Annotated in this window: 19 protein-coding genes; 11 read left to right on the top strand and 8 right to left on the bottom strand. The window is 70.0% G+C overall.

Translation table 11 applies throughout. The features are described from left to right. The first annotated feature begins 10 nt into the window (after positions 1-10). From N5079_RS05540 to N5079_RS05510, 7 genes are read left to right on the top strand one after another with little or no spacing between them, the layout of a single operon-like run. Positions 11-1,285 carry an ABC transporter substrate-binding protein gene (locus N5079_RS05540; RefSeq protein WP_261582369.1) on the top strand — a complete coding sequence of 425 codons (1,275 nt, stop codon included), beginning with the start codon at positions 11-13 and terminating at the stop codon, positions 1,283-1,285. Between the two features lies 1 nt (position 1,286). Then, the gene (locus N5079_RS05535) at positions 1,287-2,249 is read left to right on the top strand and encodes a carbohydrate ABC transporter permease (protein ID WP_261582368.1); all 963 of its coding nucleotides are present in this window, start codon (positions 1,287-1,289) and stop codon (positions 2,247-2,249) included. Then, entirely contained in the window at positions 2,249-3,094 is an 846-nt protein-coding gene (locus N5079_RS05530) for a carbohydrate ABC transporter permease (RefSeq protein WP_261582367.1), read from the top strand. The genes N5079_RS05535 and N5079_RS05530 overlap by 1 nt, the downstream gene beginning before the upstream one ends. Continuing rightward, entirely contained in the window at positions 3,087-6,074 is a 2,988-nt protein-coding gene (locus N5079_RS05525; RefSeq protein ID WP_261582365.1) for a glycoside hydrolase family 2 TIM barrel-domain containing protein, read from the top strand. Before N5079_RS05530 ends, N5079_RS05525 begins: the two co-directional genes overlap by 8 nt. A 26-nt stretch (positions 6,075-6,100) precedes the next feature. Next, the gene (locus N5079_RS05520; RefSeq protein WP_261582635.1) at positions 6,101-6,961 is read left to right on the top strand and encodes a sugar phosphate isomerase/epimerase family protein; all 861 of its coding nucleotides are present in this window, start codon (positions 6,101-6,103) and stop codon (positions 6,959-6,961) included. Beyond that, positions 6,958-8,067, top strand: a complete 1,110-nt coding sequence (locus tag N5079_RS05515; protein WP_261582364.1) for a Gfo/Idh/MocA family protein — start codon at positions 6,958-6,960, stop codon at positions 8,065-8,067. Before N5079_RS05520 ends, N5079_RS05515 begins: the two co-directional genes overlap by 4 nt. Continuing rightward, positions 8,057-9,031, top strand: a complete 975-nt coding sequence (locus tag N5079_RS05510) for an ROK family protein (RefSeq protein WP_261582363.1) — start codon at positions 8,057-8,059, stop codon at positions 9,029-9,031. Before N5079_RS05515 ends, N5079_RS05510 begins: the two co-directional genes overlap by 11 nt. Before the next feature lie 113 nt (positions 9,032-9,144). Here the strand turns inward: N5079_RS05510 and N5079_RS05505 are convergent, their stop codons facing one another. Continuing rightward, a complete protein-coding gene (locus tag N5079_RS05505) occupies positions 9,145-9,351 on the bottom strand; it encodes a DUF3072 domain-containing protein (RefSeq protein ID WP_261582362.1) in 207 nt (68 codons plus the stop codon). A gap of 279 nt (positions 9,352-9,630) precedes the next feature. Between N5079_RS05505 and N5079_RS05500 the strand changes: the two genes are divergently transcribed. Continuing rightward, positions 9,631-10,215, top strand: a complete 585-nt coding sequence (locus tag N5079_RS05500; protein ID WP_261582361.1) for a DJ-1/PfpI family protein — start codon at positions 9,631-9,633, stop codon at positions 10,213-10,215. Positions 10,216-10,237: 22 nt separating this feature from the next. Beyond that, positions 10,238-10,384: a hypothetical protein gene (locus N5079_RS05495; RefSeq protein WP_261582359.1), complete on the top strand. Its 147-nt coding sequence runs from the start codon at positions 10,238-10,240 to the stop codon at positions 10,382-10,384. 116 nt (positions 10,385-10,500) lie between these two features. Here the strand turns inward: N5079_RS05495 and fahA are convergent, their stop codons facing one another. The 5 genes from fahA to N5079_RS05470 form a co-directional block, all read right to left on the bottom strand. Continuing rightward, positions 10,501-11,697: a fumarylacetoacetase gene (gene fahA, locus N5079_RS05490; protein ID WP_261582358.1), complete on the bottom strand. Its 1,197-nt coding sequence runs from the start codon at positions 11,695-11,697 to the stop codon at positions 10,501-10,503. 39 nt (positions 11,698-11,736) lie between these two features. Beyond that, entirely contained in the window at positions 11,737-12,948 is a 1,212-nt protein-coding gene (locus N5079_RS05485) for a pyridoxal phosphate-dependent aminotransferase (RefSeq protein ID WP_261582357.1), read from the bottom strand. Between the two features lie 243 nt (positions 12,949-13,191). Next, a complete protein-coding gene (locus tag N5079_RS05480) occupies positions 13,192-14,106 on the bottom strand; it encodes a DUF11 domain-containing protein (RefSeq protein ID WP_261582355.1) in 915 nt (304 codons plus the stop codon). Between the two features lie 141 nt (positions 14,107-14,247). After that, positions 14,248-15,054 (bottom strand): sensor histidine kinase, encoded by an 807-nt coding sequence (locus N5079_RS05475; RefSeq protein WP_261582354.1) that lies wholly within the window; start codon positions 15,052-15,054, stop codon positions 14,248-14,250. 250 nt (positions 15,055-15,304) lie between these two features. After that, entirely contained in the window at positions 15,305-15,775 is a 471-nt protein-coding gene (locus N5079_RS05470) for a MarR family winged helix-turn-helix transcriptional regulator (RefSeq protein ID WP_261582353.1), read from the bottom strand. A gap of 116 nt (positions 15,776-15,891) precedes the next feature. On the opposite strand from N5079_RS05470, the gene N5079_RS05465 reads away from it, so the two are divergent. After that, positions 15,892-16,461: an NADPH-dependent FMN reductase gene (locus tag N5079_RS05465; protein ID WP_261582352.1), complete on the top strand. Its 570-nt coding sequence runs from the start codon at positions 15,892-15,894 to the stop codon at positions 16,459-16,461. A 92-nt stretch (positions 16,462-16,553) separates the two neighbouring features. Here the strand turns inward: N5079_RS05465 and N5079_RS05460 are convergent, their stop codons facing one another. Further along, a complete protein-coding gene (locus N5079_RS05460; RefSeq protein WP_261582351.1) occupies positions 16,554-17,507 on the bottom strand; it encodes an MBL fold metallo-hydrolase in 954 nt (317 codons plus the stop codon). Between the two features lie 130 nt (positions 17,508-17,637). Between N5079_RS05460 and N5079_RS05455 the strand changes: the two genes are divergently transcribed. Next, entirely contained in the window at positions 17,638-18,522 is an 885-nt protein-coding gene (locus N5079_RS05455) for a maleylpyruvate isomerase family mycothiol-dependent enzyme (protein ID WP_261582350.1), read from the top strand. Positions 18,523-18,526: 4 nt separating this feature from the next. Here N5079_RS05455 and N5079_RS05450 read toward each other — a convergent pair whose 3' ends face one another. After that, entirely contained in the window at positions 18,527-19,459 is a 933-nt protein-coding gene (locus tag N5079_RS05450; protein WP_261582349.1) for an ABC transporter substrate-binding protein, read from the bottom strand. Positions 19,460-19,472: the final 13 nt, after the last annotated feature.

Below are 19,472 nucleotides of genomic sequence, written 5' to 3'. Positions count from 1 at the left end.
AGGCCCTGATATGGAACTCTCCCGGAGAAGGCTTCTGCAGGCCGCCCTCCTGTCCGCCGGTTCCGCCGCGCTGGCCGCGTGCGGCTCGGGCTCCGGTTCCGGGGCGGACGCCAAGGAGCTGACGCTCTGGTACTGGGGTGGGGGCCTCAGCGACAAGGTCGTCGCGGACGCGGTGAAGCACTTCACGCAGACGAAGCTGAAGCCGTCGGTCATCGGCGGCGACTTCAAGCAGAAGCTCGTGACCACGCTGAACGGCCGCCGGTTCGTCCCCGACATCACCGGCATCAAGGGCGAGGACATCGCCTCCCTGCTGGTCCAGGCCAACCGGTTCATCGACCTCAACACGCTGGGGGCGGACAAGCTCGCGTCGCAGTTCGTGACGTGGAAGTGGAAGAAGGGCTCCACGAAGGACGGCAAGCTGATCGGCTTCCCGATCGACATCGGCCCGACCGCGATGTTCTACCGCCCGGACGTCTTCGCCAAGGCCGGCCTGCCCGAGAAGCCGGAGGACGTGGCGGCGGCCATGTCCACCTGGGAGGACTACTACGCCGCCGGCCAGAAGCTGAAGAACGCCGTCTCCGGGACCTTCATGGTCCAGGACCCCACGGGGATCTTCCAGTTCGTGGTCGGCCAGGGGGCCAAGCGCTTCATCGACGAGAGCGGCAAGTTCATCGGCGACCAGGACCACGTCCGCCGGGCGTGGGACCTCTCGGTCAAGCCGATCCAGCTCGGGATCGCCGCGCCGTACGCCGCCAACGACCAGGACCTGTTCGCGGTCGCGGCCAAGGGCACCACGCCGTCCATCCTGGGCGCCGCCTGGCGCGCGCTGGACATGAAGTCGAACATGCCCGACAGCGAGGGCAAGTGGCGGGTGGCCGCCATGCCGGGCGGCCCGGCGAACTACGGCGGCTCGTTCCTGGCGATTCCCAAGGAGTCCCGCAACCCGCAGCTGGCGTTCCAGATCATCACGTGGCTCCTCAGCCCCGAGAACCAGGCCCGCGGCTTCACCGACGCCGCCCTCTTCCCGTCCAGCCCGTCGGCGTACGCGCTGCCCGCGCTGACCGCGCCCGACCCGTACTTCGGGGGCCAGAAGACCATCGAGGTCTTCGGCGACGCCGCCCAGAAGATCCCGGTCCAGTACGAGGCGCCGGCGGACGCGGCGGTGTCCGCGCCCTTCATCAACGAGCTGCTGAACGTCTGGACGAAGGGCAAGAACCCCGACAGCGCCTGGTCCGACGCGGTGAGCAAGGCGAAGGAGATCGCCGATCGCCAGGGTGGGAACTGAGGTGACGGCCACCCGCGCCGCGGCCGCTCCGAAGGCCCGCCACGCGCCGGCGGCGGGCCGGAAGGGCGTGCTGAGAACGTACTGGCCTCAGTACCTCGCGATCTCGCCGTTCTACCTGTTGTTCCTCGTGTTCTCGCTGGTGCCGGTGCTGTTCTCGCTGTACCTGGCGTTCCAGCGCTGGGACGGCGTGGGGGACATGACATTCGTGGGCCTGCGGAACTTCCAGTTCCTGATCAAGGACTCCACGTTCTGGCTGTCGCTGTACAACACCTTCGTCATCTGGATCCTGTCCACGGTCCCGATGTTGATGTTGTCGCTGGTGATCGCGGTCCTGCTGAACTCCAACGTCCGGTTCACGTCGGTCTACCGGATCGCTTACTTCATCCCCAACGTCACCTCGATCGTGGCGATCGCGATTTTCTTCGGCGCGGTCTTCAGCACCAACTTCGGCCTGGTGAACGTCGTCCTGGGCTGGCTGCACATCGGCGCGGTGCCGTGGCTGACCAACGAGTGGACGATCAAACTCGTCATCGCCTTCCTCATCACCTGGCAGTGGACCGGCTACAACGCGATCATCTATCTCGCCGGCTTGCAGGCGATTCCCACCGAGATGTACGAGGCCGCCAAGATCGACGGTGCGGGGCCGGTGCAGACCTTTTTCAGGATCACCATCCCGCAGCTCCGGCCGATCATTCTGTTCACCGTGGTCGTCTCGACGATCAACGGTATGCAGACCTTCACCGAGCCGCAGGTCCTGTTCGGCGGCAACGCCTCCATCAACCCAGACTCCGGCGGGCCGGGCCAGGCGGGCCTCACGGCGATCCTGTACTTCTACCGCGAGGCCTTCGGCAACAACGACTACGGGTACGGCGCGGCCATCGCCTGGGCCGTCTTCCTGGTCATCCTGCTGTTCACCGCCCTCAACTGGCGCCTCGTGCAGCGCCGCGAGAAGGAGGCGGCGTAGTGGCCGCGTCACGGACCAAGAAGCCGGTGCCGTTGAAGAGGCTCGCCCTGCACCTCATGTTGCTCGGGGGCGTGGTCATCTCCCTGTTCCCGTTCTACTGGACCGCCGTCATGGCGACCAACACGACGCGGGACATCTACAGCACGCCGCCGAAGCTGGTCTTCGGGCCCGAGCTGTTCAACAACATCAGCCGGGTGTTCGAGACCATCGACTTCACGGGCTCGTTCCTCAACACGTTGACCGTCGCGTGTTGCACGACCGTGCTGGTCCTCTTCTTCGACTCCCTCGCGGCCTTCACGTTCGCGAAGTACGAGTTCCCCGGGCGGAAGTACCTGTTCGGCGCCCTCCTGCTGACCTTCATGCTGCCGGCGCAGCTCTCGCTCATCCCGCAGTTCGTCATCATGGTGAACATCGGGTGGGTGGGCACGATCAAGGCGCTCATCATCCCGGCCGCGGCCAACGCCTTCGGCATCTTCTGGATGCGGCAGTACATCATGGGCGCCGTCCCGGACGACCTGATCGCCGCCGCGCGCCTCGACGGCGCCGGGTTCTTCCGGCAGTACTGGAACGTCGCGCTTCCGATCATCCGGCCCGGCCTGGCGTTTCTGGGCATCTTCACCTTCATCGGCTCGTGGAACGACTACGCCTGGCCGCTGATCGTGATGACCGACCCGTCGAACCTGACCCTGCAGGTGGCGCTCTCGCAGCTCAACACGGCGCACAACACGGACTACAGCATGGTCATGGCCGGCGCGCTGCTCGCCGTCGCGCCGCTCGTGGTGGTCTTCGCCCTGTTCGCCCGGGGTTTCGTGGCCGACGCCGTGAAGGGAGCCCTGCGTGGCTGACCTGTCCGTATGGAAGAGCCCGGAGATCACCGGATGGCGCCGCCTGCCCGCGCACGCCGTACAACGCCGCGGGATCACGCTGGACGGCCGGTGGCGCTTCCAGCTCCTGCCCCGGCCTGACGTGTCCCCGGGCGACCGATGGACGGAGATCGACGTCCCAGGCGTCTGGACGATGCAGGACTTCGACGACGTTCACGGCGTGGCCGACCGGCCGCAGTACACGAACTTCCAGATGCCCTGGCCGGACCTCCCGCCGCGCCCTCCGTCCGCCAACCCGACCGGCGTCTACGAGCGGGAGGCCGACGTGCCCGCGGAGTGGGCCGGCCGTCGCGTCGTCCTGCACGTCGGCGCCGCGGAGAGCGTCGTCCTCGCGCGGGTGAACGGCATCGACGTCGGCATGGGGAAGGACTCCCACCTCGCCGGGGAGTTCGACGTGACCCATGCCGTACGGCCCGGCGAGCCCAACACGATCGGGCTCACGGTGGTCAAATGGTCCGACGCCACCTTCGTCGAGGACCAGGACCAGTGGTGGCACGGCGGCGTGACCCGTCCCGTGCACCTCTACGTCACCGAGCGGCTGTTCGTCGACGACGTCCACATCAGGGCGGGCCTCGCCGACGGCGGAGCGGGCGATCTGCGGGTCGACGTCCAGGTGAGGTCGGCCGACGGCCTGCTCCCCGAGGGCTGGCACGTCCGGGCATGGCTGGACTCGCACGAGCTGGCGATCGACGAGGGTTACGCCGCGCTGCTCGTGGAGCGGGAGCAGAACTCCCGCTACCTCGGCCGTGTCCGGTTCCGCGCCACCGTGCCGGCCGTACGGGCATGGAGCGCCGAGACGCCGGAGCTGTACGGGCTCACGGTCCGGCTCTACCGCCCCGACGGGACGGTGGCCGACGAGACGCGGCACCGGGCCGGGTTCCGCAACGTGGAGATCGTGGGCAGGGACCTGCTGGTCAACGGTGTCCGCGTCTACATCCGGGGCGTCAACAGGCACGACTTCCACCCGCGGACCGGCCGCGTGGTCTCGGCCGAGGACATGCGCGCCGACCTTGTGACGATCAAGCGCTTCGGCTTCAACGCCGTCCGGACCTCGCACTACCCGAACGACCCGGTGCTCCTCGACCTGGCCGACGAGCTGGGCCTTTACGTCGTGGACGAGGCGAACATCGAGAGCCACGCCAACGGCACGGAGATCGCCGACGACCCGGCGTACCTGCCGGTCTTCCTCGACCGGGTGTCGCGGATGGTCCGCAGGGACAAGAACCACCCGAGCGTGATCATCTGGTCGCTCGGCAACGAGAGCGACTACGGCGTCAACCACGACGCCGCGGCGGGGTGGCTGCGCGGCTACGACCCGACGCGCCCGATCCAGTACGAGGGCGCGATCAAGTACGACTACGAGCACGGCACCGCCAGCGACATCGCCTGCCCGATGTACGCCTCGATCGACGAGATCGTGGACTACGCCCGGTCCGGCAGGCAGACCAGGCCGCTCATCCTGTGCGAGTTCTCCCACGCGATGGGCAACAGCAACGGCTCGCTCTCGGACTACTGGGCGGCCATCGAGTCCACCCCCGGCCTGCAGGGCGGCTTCATCTGGGAGTTCTGGGACCACGGTCTGCTCCAGCGGGTCACCGACGGGCGCCCGGCGCCCGAGGGCGGCTACGCGGACGGCGTCACCGAGCCCGGTTACCGGTGGGCGTACGGCGGCGACTTCGGCGACCGGCCCAACGACGGCAACTTCTGCATCGACGGCGTGGTCTTCCCCGACCGCACCCCCAAGCCGGTCATGTTCGAGCATCGGGAGATCGCCGCCCCCGTGCGGATCGAACTCGACTCGGTCGTTTCGGGTGGGGCGGTCCGGGTGCGGGTGCACAACCGGCAGCACTTCCGGGACCTGTCGTGGCTGACCGCCGAGTGGGAACTCGCGGCGCCCGGCGGTCCGCTGGGGACAGCCCCGGCCGAACTGCCGCCGATCCCGGCGGGTGGCTCCGCCACGGTCGAGCCGCCGTCCGAGCTGCTGGCCGAGCTTCTGACGGGGCTGAGCGAGCTGGGCGAGGCGTGGCTGACCCTTCGGGTGACCACCCGGCACGACCTTCCGTGGGCGCCCGCCGGAACCACGGTCTGCCTGCCCCAGGTCCGCCTGCGGGACGAGAGCCGTGACCTCCTCGCCCGCGCCGGCACGGGTGCCGAGCAGGCGGCCTGGCCGGTCGAGATCGACGGCGAGGGGCTGCTCGTCCACCCGCTGCTGGCGAGCCCGCCCACCTTGAGCGTGTGGCGAGCCCCGACCGACAACGACCGCATCGGCGGCATCGCCGCCCGCTGGGAGGAACAGGGCCTCCACGCGCTGACCCGCAAACTCGTCGATGTCGCACGGCAGGACGGCCGGATCGTCGTCCGGGCGGAGTACGCCGGGGCGCCAGGCGTGTCGATCGCGCACGAGCAGGTGCTCACGCCCCTCGCCGGCGGCCTCCTCGTTCAGGAGACCGCCGTGCTGCCGGACCTGCTGGCCGACGTGGCGCGGGTCGGCTCCGTGTGGGAGACGGTGGCCGGGTTCGACGAGTTCGAATGGTTCGGGCAGGGCCCCTGGGAGACCTATCCCGACCGCCGCACGGGCGGCCCGGTCGGCGCGTACCGTGCCGAGGTGGACCAGCTCTTCACGCCGTACGTCCGGCCGCAGGAGAGTGGCGGCAGGCACGCCGTGCGCCGGTTCACGCTGACCGGCGGCATCGGTGGGGACGCGGCCCGCCTCGCCATCCACCTCGACGAGCCCCGCCAGGTGAGCGTCACCCGCCACCGCGACGAGGACCTCGCGGCGGCCTCGCATCACGACGAGCTGGTTCCCCTGGCGCGGTGCGTCGTCCACATCGACGCGGCCCATCGCGGTATCGGCACGGCCTCCTGCGGGCCGGACACGCTGCCGCCCTATCTCGTCGGTCCCGGCACCTATACCTGGTCCTGGGTCCTGTCCTTCACGTGAATCGGAGAAGTCTCTTGGCAGTCACGATGACGCGGGTGGCCAGCGCTCCCGTGAACTTCGGGATCTACAGCCGCAACACCGACCTCATCGGCCCGGGCGAGCTGCTCGCCGGGATGGCCGAGGCCGGATACGACGGAGTCGACTCCGGCCCCATCGGTTTCCTGCCCTCCGACGATCTCGCGCGGGCCGGGCTCGGGCTGGCGGGCGGCTGGGTGGACCTGAGGTACGGCGACGCAGACGGGTTCGAGGCCGACCTCGCCGGGCTGCGGGCGGCGCTGGAGGCGTTCACGAGCGTGCCCGTGGACGACCCGCGCTTCGCCCCCAGGCCGACGCTGGCGTGCCCGAGCAACATCGCCAGGTTCGCCAAGCCCGGCGGCCTCGCCCCCGGGATCCCCGACGAGGCCTGGCCGGAGTTCGCCGCGCGGGTGCAGATCGCGGCCAACGTGTGCCGCCAGGCGGGTCTCGAACCGGCCTTCCACTACCACCTCGGCACCGACGTGGAGACCGCGGCCGACGTGGAGAAGCTCCTTGAGCTCACCGACGTCGGGATCTGCCTCGACACCGGCCACCTCTGGCTCGCCGGGGGCGACCCCGTCGCCGCGCTCAGGGCCTGGTCGGACCGGGTGACCCAGGTCCACATCAAGGACGCCAGCCGTACGGTCCTCGCCCAGGGCGGCGACCTGACCACGGCGGTGGCCAACGGCTGCTTCCCCGCGCTGGGGCAGGGCGAGGTGGACATCGCCGGGTTCGCCGACGCCCTCCGCGAGGTCGGCTACGAAGGCTGGATCGTGATCGAGCAGGACCACCCCGCCACCGGCCAGGACCTCGGCGCGATCCTCGCCGACCAGCGGGCCAACCGCGAGTTCCTGAAGGGTGTGGGCCTGTGAGGCTCAAGGTCGCGGTGGCCGGGCTCGGCGTCATCGCGCAGACGGTCCACCTTCCCCTGCTGGAGCGGCGCGGCGACCTGTTCGAGGTGGTCGCCCTCTGCGACCTGTCGGAGTCGCTGACCGCGCGGATGGCCGACAGGTACGGCGTGGCCGGGCGCTACACCGACGTGACGGAGATGCTCGACGCGGGCGGCTTCGACGCGGTGATTGTGCTCACCTCCGGCTCGCACGGCCGCGTGGTCGTGGACGCGCTCAAGCGGGGCTACGCCGTCCTGTGCGAGAAGCCCCTGGCGTACACGCGCGCCGAGGCGGCCGAGATCGCCGAGCTGGAGGATCCCGAGCGGCCCCGGCTGATGGTCGGGTACATGAAGCAGTACGACCCCGCCGTCCAGCGGGCCGCCGGACGGCCCGCCGACGTGCGCGCCATCCAGGTGACCGTCCTACACCCGAGCGACAGCTCGCAGCTGGCCTTCGCGCGGCTCCCCGCGCCGCCCGCCGACGTGCCCGCCGAGGTGATCGGCAGGCTGCGGACGGGGGAGGACGAGCTGATCCGCGCCGCCATCGGGGACGCTCCTCCACAGGCGCGGGGGCTCTACATGACCATCCTCAACAGCATCTGCCACGACCTGTCGCTGCTGCGCCTGCTCGCCGGTGGGGCCGCCGACGTCGATCACGTGACGACCTGGCCGGGACCGGGCGGGCGCTCGGTCGAGATGGCGGGACCGCTGCGGGCCGGTGGTCGTTACGCCATCCACTGGCACTACCTGGAGGACTACCCCGCCTACCGGGAGACCGTGGCCGTGCACCACGCGACCGGCACGTTCGAGGTGGTCTTCCCCACGCCGTACCTGCTGGGCGCGTCCACCCTGCTCACCGACGTGAGCGCCGAGGGCAGCCTGGCGTTCGGTGACGTCACCCCGTCCTTCGAGCGGGAGCTCGCGGCCTTCCACGCCATGGTGACCTCCGGTGTGCCGCCTCTCACGGGCGTGCCGGGGGCACTGGAGGACATCGTGACCGCGCAGCAGGCGGTGACCAGGCTGCTCGCGCTGGACGGCCTGACCCCCGGAGGCGAAGCCCGGGCGGAGAAAGCCCCCGATGGCGCTTGACGGCCGGCTCGTCGCCGCGATCGACTTCGGCGGCACGAAGATCGCCGCCGGAATCGTGGCGGCGGACGGCACGGTGCTGCGGCGTGCCGTCCGCCCCACTCCCGCCGATGCGCCCGCCGAGACGGTCATGGGCGCGGTAGCCGGCGCCCTCGCCGACCTCATGGGGCTGCCGGAGTGGCCCTCCGTCGAGGCGGTCGGCATCGGCAGCGCGGGCCCGGTGGACGTCCACAGCGGAACGGTCAGCCCGGTCAACGTGCCGGCGTGGCGGGACTTCCCCCTCCTCGACCGGGTGGCCGAGCTCGCCGGCTCGCTCCGGGTGCGGCTGATCGGGGACGGCGTCGCCATCGCCGCCGCCGAGCACCGGTACGGCGCGGCGCGCGGCAGGCCGGACGCGCTGTGCGTCACCGTCTCCACCGGCATCGGAGGCGGGCTTGTCCTCGGAGGCCGGGTGCATCAGGGACCGAGCGGAAACGCCGGTCATGTGGGGCACATCGTCGTGGACCCCAACGGAGAGCCCTGCCCGTGCGGCGCCCGTGGCTGCGTGGAGACCATCGCCAGCGGACCGGCCATCACCCGCTGGGCGCTTCGGAACGGCTGGAGCCCCTCCGCCGACGGAACCGGCGCATCAATCGACATGGTTCCCACCGCGGCCGACGTCGCGGCGTCGGCCACGCGAGGGGACGCCGTCGCCGTCGCCGCGTTCCAGCGGGCGGCCGACGCCCTCGCCGTCGCCGTCGCCACCACCGCGGCGGTGACCGACATCCGGGTGGTGGTCGTCGGCGGGGGTGTCGCGCAGTCGGGGGCCGTCCTGCTCGATCCTCTCCGCGAGGCGGTGCGCGCCCACGCGACCCTGACGTTCACCCATGGCATCGAGATCCTCCCGGCCGCCCTGGGTTCCGACACCGGCCTCGTCGGCGCGGCGGCAGCCGTACAAGAACCGCACCTGCCCCCTCCCCGGCCGTGATCATGCACGGGTTCCCGGACATGCCCCGTGGCCTGCGGAGTCGCCGGTCGTGATCATGCGCAGGTTCCCCAGCATGCCCCCTGACCTGCGGAGTTCCGGTCGTGATCATGCTGCTAGTTGTCGTCGCCCTGGTTGAGGCGTTGGCTCCGGCTCCGCAGCTCATCGATGAGCTTGGACGCCTCGGCCTTGGTGAGGCCCTCCGGGACATCCTCCCCGGATTCTCTGGCGAGAGTGTGTAGATAGGACTCCTGCGGCGCGGTCATCGGCTCGTCGCCGGTCGCCCACTCCTCCGGGTTCTTCTCCAACGGTCCTCGGTCCATGACTCCTCCTCATCGAACTTCCGTTCGCCTACCCGCGAATCGCCTGGCTAACCGATGAGGGGAGGCACGGAATGCCGGAGGTTCGCAGGGTCGCCCGGGGGTAGGGCGGCAGCATGGCGCGTAACTTCAGAGTTCGCCCGGTGGGCGGTGCCGCGGGATGCCTGACCATGATCGCCATCTCGATCATTGCCTCCATCGTGCTCACCGTGCTGCTGAACCTCCTCCTGCGCTGACAACACGCCCACGGCAGGGCGGACGCGCGGATGGCAGACTGGCGGCGTGACGCGAATCGGAATCTTGCTCTTCGACCAGGTCGAAGAGCTGGACGCGGTCGGGCCGTGGGAAGTGTTCGGAATGTGGGCGCGGGCGTGCCCCGAAGAGGCCGAGCTCGTGGCGTTCGCCAGGGAGGCCGGGCCGGTACGCGCGGCCAAGGGACTGACCCTGCACGCCGACCGAGGGTTCGCCGACGTGGGGCCGCTGGACGTGCTCGTCCATCCGGGCGGGGCCGGAACCCGTCCGCAGCTGAAGGACGCCGACCATCTGGCGTGGGTTCGCGACCAGCGGGAGCGGGTGCCGTTGATGACGAGCGTGTGCACCGGGTCGCTGGTGTACGCCGCGGCGGGGCTGCTGGCCGGCCGCCCGGCGACCACTCACTGGGGCAGCCTGGACCTGCTCGCGGAGCTGGATCCGACGATCAAGGTCCGCCGGGACGACCGTTTCGTCGACGACGGAGACATGGTCACCTCCTCGGGGATCTCGGCCGGCATCGACATGGCTCTGCACCTCGTCGCCAGGCTTGCCGGTGCCGAACGCGCCCGCAAGGTGCGCCGCAACATGCAGTACGACCCACAACCACCGGTCTGATCAGTACCCCGCCGTCTTTCCCGTGATCACAGGGGCTTCCCGCGCGGCGAAGTACGCCGTGGGAGGTGAGGAAGCGGCGGGCCTCGTCGGCGCCGTCGAGTCGAAGCGCTGGTCCGTACGCCGGAAGGTCTCGGTCAGCCCGAGGTCGTGGAACATCGCGCCGACGTAGAGCAGCTCGACTTCCGCCAGACCGTCACCAGGCCGTCGCGGCCCTCCAGGTAGGCCGCGTAGGTCTGCCGGTATCCATAGCCGACCCCGCCCCGGCCCGTCACCCCGTGAGGAGCCTTACGGCCTGGCAGGGAGGACGCGTCCGGTGACCTCGCCGAAGCCGATGCGGGTGCCGTCAGGGCCCGGGGCGGTGGCCGTAATGGTCACCGTGTCACCGTCCTCCAGGAACGAACGGACCGATCCGTCGGGGAGGGTGAGCGGCTCGGCGCCGGACCAGGACAGCTCGATGAGCGAGCCGCGCCCGCCGCGATCCGGCCCGGAGACGGTGCCGGATGCGAACAGGTCGCCGGTGCGCAACGACGCGCCGCCCGCGGTCATGTGCGCCAGCATCTGGTCGGGGGTCCAGTACATCGACGAGTAGGGCGGCCGGGACACCGTGTGGCCGTTCAGCCGCACGTCGAGTGCCAGATCGAGTCCCCACGGCTCCGCCACACGAAGGTACGGCAGGGGCGCCGGCTCCTGGATGGGCCCCGGCACCCTGGCGGCGGCGAGGGCCTCCAGCGGCACGACCCACGGCGAGACCGAGGTGGCGAACGACTTGCCGAGGAAGGGTCCGAGCGGCACGTACTCCCACGACTGGATGTCGCGGGCGGACCAGTCGTTGACGAGAACCACGCCGAACACGTGCCGGGGGAAGTCCGCCGCCGGCACCGGTGTCCCGAGCGAGCTGGGCATGCCGACGACGAAGCCGACCTCCGCCTCGATGTCCAGCCGCAGTGTCGGCCCGAACGTCGGCGCGTCCTCGCCGGGCGCCTTGCGCTGGCCGCGCGGCCGTACGACCGGGGTGCCCGAGACGACGACGGTGCCCGCGCGCCCGTGGTAGCCGATGGGCAGGTGCTTCCAGTTCGGCGTGAGTGGCTCGGACCCGGGGCGGAACATCCGGCCGAGGTTGGCCGCGTGATGCTCGCTGGCGTAGAAGTCGACGTAGTCGGCGACCTCGAACGGCAGGTGGAGCGTCACGCCGGCGAGGCGGTGCAGAGCGGGCTCCACCTCAGAACGGCGGCTCTCGTCGGTGAGCAGCTCGGTGATCCGACTCCGGACGGCGGCCCACCGGCCGGGGCCCTGGGCCAGGAACGGGTTGAGCGAGTCACCCGCGAACATCTCGTCGCCGAGCGCGGCCGCGAGGTCGACCACCCGCTCGCCGATGGCCACACCGGCCCGCGGCCGCTCGCCGGGCGGGGAGAAGATCCCGTAGGGCAGGTTGTGGATGGGGAAGTGCGAGCCCTCCGGGACGGGGACCCAGCTGGTCGTCATCGGGGAGCGGCCTCTCTCGTGTCGTTCGCTTGGCCCGCGTCACTGGCGGTAGGTGGCCAGCAGGGCGCCGAAGCGGCCGATCGCCTCTTCCAGGTCGTCGGCGTGCTGCAGGGTGACGATGCGGAGATGGTCGGGCCGGGGCCAGTTGAACCCCGTGCCCTGCACCACGAGGATCCGCTGCTTCTCCAGCAGGTCGAGGGCGAAGCGCACGTCATCGGAGATCGGGTACATGTCTGGGTCAAGCCGGGGGAAGACGTACAGAGCACCCTCCGGCTTGACGCAGCTCACGCCGGGGATCTCGTTGAGCAGCTTCCACGCCCGCTCACGCTGCTCGTAAAGCCGGCCGCCGGGCCTGACGAGGTCGTCGATCGTCTGCCGGCCGCCGAGCGCGGCCTGGATCGCGTGCTGGCCGGGCACGTTCGGGCAGAGGCGCATGTTGGCGAGGATGTCGAGGCCCTCGATGTACGACTCCGCCCGGTCCTTCGCCCCGGAGATGACCATCCACCCGGAGCGGTATCCGCAGACCCGGTAGGTCTTCGACAGGCCGGAGAAGGTCAGGCAGAGCAGGTCGGGCGCCAGCGTCGCGATCGACGTGTGAACGGCGCCGTCGTAGAGGATGCGGTCGTAGATCTCGTCGGCGAACACGACGAGCCCGCGCCGCCGGGCGAGGCCGGCGAGACGCTCCAGCAACTCGCGCGGGTAGACCGCCCCCGTCGGATTGTTCGGATTGATGATGACGATCGCCTTGGTTCGGTCGGTGATCCTCGATTCGATGTCGTCGAGGTCCGGAAACCAACCGGCCTGCTCGTCGCAGATGTAGTGCACCGGGGTGCCCCCACTCAGCGACACCGCCGCGGTCCACAACGGATAGTCGGGCGCGGGGATCAGCACTTCGTCGCCGTTGTTGAGCAGCGCCTGCAACGCCATCACGATGAGCTCGGACACGCCGTTGCCGAGATAGACGTCCTCGACGGTCAGCCCCGCGAGGCCGCGCTCCTCGTAGTGCTGCACGACGGCCCTCCGCGCGGACAAGATGCCCTTTGAGTCGCCGTAGCCATGGGAGTGCGGGAGATTCCGGATCATGTCCTGGACGATCTCCTCGGGAGCCTCGAACCCGAACGGCGCCGGATTGCCGATGTGCAGCTTCAGGATGTGATGGCCTTCGGCTTCCAGCTGGGCCGCTCGTTTCAGCACCGGACCGCGAATGTCGTAACAGACGTTGGCGAGCTTGTGCGACTGGCTGATCTCCATGGAGGCACTTTAGCCCGCGGCCAGATGCCCGGACGGACCTCGATCCGGCGCCCATAACCGACCCGCATCCGCGTGTTCTGTCCTCACGGATACGGTCTCCGTGTTGATATGCGGCGTTTCTCCCCGGCTTAGGGCTTCGCCTCGCTGACCGACTCGGGCCCCGGCCGCATCCCCATGACTGGCGTCGCCTCTCCCCGGCGCCGGACCGGGGAGAGGCGCGAGGGCGGGTGACCAGAAGGCTCTTTAGTGGCAGGTCACCAGCACGACGGACACCACGGTGCACTGGACCTGGGCGGAGTCGTTCCCGCCGACCGGGTCGAGCGGCGCCGACGCCGTTCGCGTCGCCGTGAAGGTGTACGGCACGCCGATGGACAGCAGCCCCACGGGCACGGAGAACTTCCTCGTCACCGACGATCCCGGCGTCACCGGCCCGGTGGTGCACGTCACGGTACCCGAGGCGGTGCCGCAGTCGCTCGACACGGCGGTGAGCCCCGCCGGCAGCGGGGTCGTCACAGTCGAACCGCGCAGCACGGCCGGCCCGTTGTCGGTCACCCGCACAGTGAACTCGATCTTCGGCACCAGCAGTGCGAGCTTGGGCTGTGCCGTCAGGCCGACGGCCGCGTCCGCGCGGCCGAGGATGGTCAGCACCGGTCCGTCCGCCACGTCCGACGCGTAGTTGGAGCCGCCGAGCTGGCCGCGGATGGTCTGGTCGCCGTCCTCCGCGTCCTGTGCGATCGACAGGGTGAAGACGACGGTCGCCGATGCTCCGCCCGAAAGGGCTCCGACCGGCGCCTCGAAGCCGATGGGGCCGCCGCCGTCCGACACGGTCGTGCAGGGGCCGATCGCGCCCTCACACCCGGTCAGCGTGGCGAACGACGGCAGCCTGGCGGGGGCGCTGAACACCCGCGCGGTCGCGTTGAGGACGGAGAAGCCGTGGATGTTGGTGACGGTCGCCGTGACCGTCACCGAGCCGCCGGTGTCGACCTGTGCGGATGACAGGGACAGCGCCACCTCGGGCGGGGTCGCGGAGGCGGGCGTGGCGAGGAGCGGGGACAGGGCGACGGTCGCGGCGCCCACCAGCAGGGCCAGGGCCCGCCTGGCTAAGACGCGCCGGGGCAGGGCGTATCGGGATGCGGCGTGCCGGGCTGAGGATTTCATCGCGGCCTTTCGGTCTCGGGAAACCTGAACCATCCGACTATCGCCGTTGATGTCCCGCCCGGCAGCGGATTGCGATTATTTGCTAACGACTAGTAGTGGCCGATTGTGGACATCGGCCTTCCCGCTCCGGCGAAAGGACCTTCAGGAGCTGGGGGTGAAGGTCGTGGCGTCATGCCCCCCGGAGAGGGGTGCGGACGACGCCGGCTCGGAGACGTCGGCCAGCGGAAGGTGGATCACGAAGGCCGCGCCGCCGATGGGTGAGTCCTCGACCTCGACCGTGCCCTGATGGGCACTGGCGATGGCCCGGACGATCGGCAGGCCGAGACCCGTGCCGCCGCGGTCGCGGCAGCGCGCCTCGTCGAGGCGGGAGAACCGTTCGAAGATGCGCTCCCGGTCGGGCAGCGCGATCCCCTCGCCGTCGTCGGCGACCGCGAGCTCGGCCGTGTCGTCGATGCGGCGGACCCACACCTGCACGGTTCGCTTGGCATGCCGCTGGGCGTTGTCGAGCAGCTCGATGAACGCACGACTGATCTTGGCTGGGACGCCGCTCACCACGACCCCGCGTTCGAGCTGGAGCTTGACCTGGCGTATGTCCACCCGCCGGGAGACCACCGCCTGGACCAGCTCGGCGAGGTCCACCCGTTCCCGGGGGGCCGGCACGGTGGACGCCTCCAGCTGCGCCAGCAGGTGCAGGTCGGTGATGATCGCCTGCAGCCGGTCGACATCGTGCAGGGCACGATCGATGAGGCCGTCCAGGTCCGTCTCGCCGGGGTTGAGCTGCGCTTCCTCGAGCTGTGCCCGAAGCCCGGCGACGGGTGTGCGCAACTCGTGTGAGACATCGGCGGCGAAGCGCCGCTGCCGGTCGATCGCCCGGTCAAGTTGCGTCCGCAGGCCGGTGACGCTCTCTTCCAGCTTCTGCAGCTCGTGGACGCACCCAATGAGCGTCATGTCCAACTTCCTTCCCTTGAACCGATGTCGGAGTGGGGGAATCCGCCGGCACTTGCTGACATATGGACGAACTGGCGGGAACTAGCCTAAACCGCACACACGCGCCCGTGCCCTCGATCGCCGCCCTGCTCGGGCAACTTTGCCCGTCATTGGCCATCGCTCGTTACGGGCGAGAAAGTGGGCGGAGGCATATGACCCCGCGCCGGTGATGCGGTAGGCGGAAAGAGACCAACCCCCGTGACGGCCGGGCTCAGGGGCCGGGGTCATCGGCGGTGAGCCGTTCGGTCACGGCCTGGGAGATCTGCGTGAGGGCCTGGAGCTGCTCGGGAGTCAGCAGGTCGATGAACCAGCGCCTGACCTCCTCCGCGTGGTACGGCGCGGCCTTCTCGATCGCCTCGCGGCCCGCGTCGGTGATGAGGATTACGGCGCCGCGGCCGTCGGTGTCGCAGGTGTGGCGTTCCACCAGGCCGCGGTCGGCCATGCGCCGCAGGTGGTGGGACAGGCGGCTCTTCTCCCAGTCGACCTCCGCCCCGAGCTCGAAGGCCCTGCGGCTGCCCTCAGGCGACTCCGAGAGGCTGACCAGCACGGCGTAGTCGGCACCTGACAGTCCGGTCTCGCGCTGGAGCCGGCGTTCCAGTCGGCTGAGCAGGCGCGAGTGCATGGAAACGAACCCCCGCCAGGCGAGCTGCTCCCGATCATCGAGCCACCGGACCTCACTCATGCTTAAAAGAATACGGCGGAATAGTTGACGTGTCATCGGTCCTGTGGTGCGATATAGTTGATCCATCAATCAGATGATCAGTCTGACAGACCTTTGCTTGAGGGAAGAGGAATACGATGACCAAGGTAGCCATCATCCTGGGCAGCACCCGGCCGGGCCGGAACGGCGAGGCCGTGGCCAAGTGGGTGTACGACCTCGCGTCGAAGCGGGATGACGCCGAATACGAGCTCGTCGACCTCAAGGACTTCCCCCTCCCCCACCTGGACGAGCCGCTCCCGCCGGCGTACGGCCAGTACTCCCACCCGCACACGCAGGAGTGGGCCGCGAAGATCGCCTCCTTCGACGCCTACGTGTTCGTCACCCCCGAGTACAACCACTCGACCTCCGGCGTTCTCAAGAACGCCATCGACTACCTGCACGCGGAGTGGAACAACAAGGCGGCGGGCTTCGTCAGCTACGGCAGCGTGGGCGGGGCGCGCGCCGTCGAGCACCTCCGGCTCGTCATGGCCGAGCTCCAGGTCGCCACCGTGCGCTCGCAGGTCGCGCTGTCCCTGTTCACCGACTTCGAGAACTTCAGCGTGTTCGCGCCCGGCGCGCACCAGGAGGACTCGCTCAAGGCCACGCTGGACCAGGTCGTCGCCTGGGGCGGGGCGCTGAAGTCCCTCCGCGCCGCTCAGGCCGCCTGACCCGCGAGCGCGAACTGGGCGTCACGCCGTCCGGCCGGCAGGCCGTGGCGTGGCGCCCAGTGGCTTTGCCGGCAGGACCCGCGGAAAGCTTCCTAAAGCGAACAGTGCAGGGGGCCGCCGTTGAACGTGATGGCGTCGGCGAAGGCGGCGAAGAGATCGACCGCTGTGCCGTCGGCGGTGGCGTAGGCGAGGTGCAGGTTGAGGACGATGCGCTCCCTGTCCGGCCACGCCGCGAACTCGCCCAGGTCGCAGCGCTCGGCCGCCTGAAGCGGGGTGAGACCGTCGGACCGGCCCCGCCGGGCGGTGTCCAGGACGAAGCGGTAGTACCGGGCGTGTGCCTCCAGGACCTCCGCGAAGCCGTCCCCGTCGATGAGCGGGCCGTGCCCCGGCACCACGAGCTCCGCCGGGAACCGCTCCAGCCACCGGACCGAGTCGAGCGCCCCCTGCAGGCTGCCCATGAAGACGAGCGGGGTGACCTGGTGGAAGATCAGGTCGCCGGTGAACAGCACGCGCTCGCTCGGAAGCCACGCCACGACGTCGCCCTGCGTGTGCGCCGCATATCCCGGATGCGACAACTCGATCCGCCGGTCCCCGGCGTAGAGCGTCAGCTCGTCCCGCAGGACGACGGTGGGCGCGCGGTGGGCGGCGATCCCCCAGTCGGGTGACGGCGACCACACCGGCGGCGTGTGCGTGAGGACGGTGTCGGCGAGGATCCCGTCCCGCGTCGCCTGGTGGCCGACGATGACGGCCGACTCGGGGAGCAGGGCGTTGCCGTGCGTGTGGTCGCCATGCAGGTGCGTGTTGACTGCCAGTCGCACCGGCGCTCCACCGGAGACGGCCTCGACCGCGCCGAGGAACCGCCGGGTCCGTGCCGCTGTGGCGCAGGTGTCGATGAGCACCACGCCGTCATCGCCGATCACGGCGCCGGCGTTGTTGACCCACCATGAGCCGTCGGGCTGGATCCAGGCATGTACGCCGGGGGCGACCTGGTGCAACCTGGCCTCGGCCGTCCGCGTGCTCCGCTCGGAAGATGTGGAGTCGCTCATCTGTCTGCCTCCATGCCGTCGTTATGGTTCCTAAGGTCAGCGCACGTGAGGATAACGGCCTCCCACCGGCCGCTTGTTAGCCTGACCCCGTCCAAAGAGCACGGTCCAGAAAGCTCTGGAGGGCGGAAACGTGGCCGGAGAAATCACGCACGGTCAGTGGGATGCGGCACGTGGCTCTCTCAGAGAGACCGGGGAGCGGTTCGCGGCCATGGTGTGCTCCACGCGCGATCCTCATGCCAAGGTGACCGCGGAGTGGTCGGTGGCCGAAACCGCCGCGCATGTGGGCACCATCGCCTCGTGGTACACCGCGATCATGGATCCGGACGGGATCTCGCATCCGTTCCCCACCCTCGAGCAGGACATCCTGGGCGCCACGGTGGACACCGTCGCGAAGCTCAACGAGCAGGTCCTGAGCGAGTACACCGAGCGCGATCCGGAGGCGCTCGCGGAGCGGCTGCGCGCCGACATCGACCGCATCCTGGAGGGGAGCGAGCGCCTCGACCCGGCGAAGCCGGTGTTGTGGCTCGGCAGCGCGCGGGTTCCCGTGGCCGGGGTCGTCGCCCATCTGGTCAACGAGCTGATGATCCACGGCTGGGACATCGCCCGCGCCACCGGCGCGCGCTGGCCGATGCGGCCGCAGGACGCCGCGCTGTTCTTCGACCTGTTCCTCGTCGGCATGCTGCGCCACGACATCGGCCGTCTGGGGGACGACAACGAGGCCTCCAAGGGGGACCGCCGCATCGCGGTCGAGTTCCACTCCAGGCACACCGCACCCGTGACCATCGTGCTGCACAGGGGCCGGCTGTCCGTCGAAGATCCAGGCCCCGGCGCGGACGTACGGCTGTCCTTCGATCCGGTGGCGCTCCACCTGATGCTGTTCGGTCGCATCAGCAAGGCGCGGGCCGCGCTCACCGGCAAGGTGCTCGTCCGAGGCCCGCGGCCCTGGCTGCTGCCCGCGTTCCTGCGCTTTGTGCGCCTGCCGTCGAACTCCCATCCCCGGTCGCCCGGCGCCTGACGCGTCAGCCGGAGAGGCCGTGGGCCTTGGACCACTCGGCGGCCACGGTGTCCGGGTCCTGGTGCTCGACGTCCACGAGGGCGTCGAGCTTGCTCAGCTCCTCGGTGGTCAGCGCGGTGTTGAGCTTGGCGAGGGCCGTCTTGACCGTCTCGGTGGCCTTGCCGGTGCGGATCAGCGGCACGATCCGCTGGGCCGGGATGAGGTGCTTGGGGTCGGTCAGCATGACCCAGCCGTTCTTGACGATGTCGGCGTCGGTGCTGAAGAGGTTGGCCACGTCCACGTCGCCGCTCTTGAGGGCCCCCTTGACCAGCGGCCCGCTGGCGTCGAGCGACTTGAACGCCTTGAACTCGGCGCCGTAGACCTCCTTGAGGCCGACCAGCCCGATCTGGCGGGTCTTGTCCTCGGCCGGTCCGCCGAAGACGAGCTTGCCGTTGTGCTTGGCGAGGTCGGCGAGCGTGCTCAGGCCGTACTTCGCGGCGCTCTCCTTGGTGACGGTGAAGACGTCCGCGTCCTCGGCCGCCGACGGCGGCAGGACGGCCAGGCCTTGAGGGAGCTTGGCGGTGAGCGCCTTCTGCAGGGCGTCGGAGTCGCTCTCGGTCGCCTTGGGGTCCAGGTAGAGCAGGAGGCTGCCCTGATATTCCGGCAGGAGGTCGATGTCGCCGTTCTGCAGGGCGGGCACCACGATCTCCCGCGAGCCGAGGTTGGGCTTGACGGTCACCGTGAGCCCGGCGCCCTTGAGGACGTCGGCGTAGAGGTAGCCGAGGATCTGGTTCTCGGAGAAGTTGGCCGTGCCGATCACGATCGCCGAGTCGCCGGCGGCGGCGGAGCCCGGCGCGGACGCCGGCGTGTCGAGGGTGGTGGCGCCCCCCGAACAGGCGGCGAGCATGGGCAGTACGGCGAGCGCGAGCGCGCCGGCCGCGAAGTTCCTACGGTTCATGGGGGCTCCAAAC

The organism is Planotetraspora sp. A-T 1434, assembly GCF_025420585.1.
Taxonomy (GTDB): Bacteria; Actinomycetota; Actinomycetes; order Streptosporangiales; family Streptosporangiaceae; genus JAOEGB01.
Note: the sequence above shows the minus strand (reverse complement) of the source record. Positions and strands in the feature narration are given on the sequence as shown.

Coding starts and splice junctions, on each gene's coding strand:
- N5079_RS05540 (WP_261582369.1), top strand. CDS start 11: ATGGAACTCTCCCGGAGAAGGCTTCTGCAGGCCGCCCTCCTGTCCGCC.
- N5079_RS05470 (WP_261582353.1), bottom strand. CDS start 15,775: ATGAGTGAGGTCCGGTGGCTCGATGATCGGGAGCAGCTCGCCTGGCGG.
- N5079_RS05460 (WP_261582351.1), bottom strand. CDS start 17,507: ATGAGCGACTCCACATCTTCCGAGCGGAGCACGCGGACGGCCGAGGCC.
- N5079_RS05465 (WP_261582352.1), top strand. CDS start 15,892: ATGACCAAGGTAGCCATCATCCTGGGCAGCACCCGGCCGGGCCGGAAC.
- N5079_RS05450 (WP_261582349.1), bottom strand. CDS start 19,459: ATGAACCGTAGGAACTTCGCGGCCGGCGCGCTCGCGCTCGCCGTACTG.
- N5079_RS05485 (WP_261582357.1), bottom strand. CDS start 12,948: ATGGAGATCAGCCAGTCGCACAAGCTCGCCAACGTCTGTTACGACATT.
- N5079_RS05480 (WP_261582355.1), bottom strand. CDS start 14,106: ATGAAATCCTCAGCCCGGCACGCCGCATCCCGATACGCCCTGCCCCGG.
- N5079_RS05475 (WP_261582354.1), bottom strand. CDS start 15,054: ATGACGCTCATTGGGTGCGTCCACGAGCTGCAGAAGCTGGAAGAGAGC.
- N5079_RS05510 (WP_261582363.1), top strand. CDS start 8,057: ATGGCGCTTGACGGCCGGCTCGTCGCCGCGATCGACTTCGGCGGCACG.
- N5079_RS05520 (WP_261582635.1), top strand. CDS start 6,101: ATGACGCGGGTGGCCAGCGCTCCCGTGAACTTCGGGATCTACAGCCGC.
- N5079_RS05505 (WP_261582362.1), bottom strand. CDS start 9,351: ATGGACCGAGGACCGTTGGAGAAGAACCCGGAGGAGTGGGCGACCGGC.
- fahA (WP_261582358.1), bottom strand. CDS start 11,697: ATGACGACCAGCTGGGTCCCCGTCCCGGAGGGCTCGCACTTCCCCATC.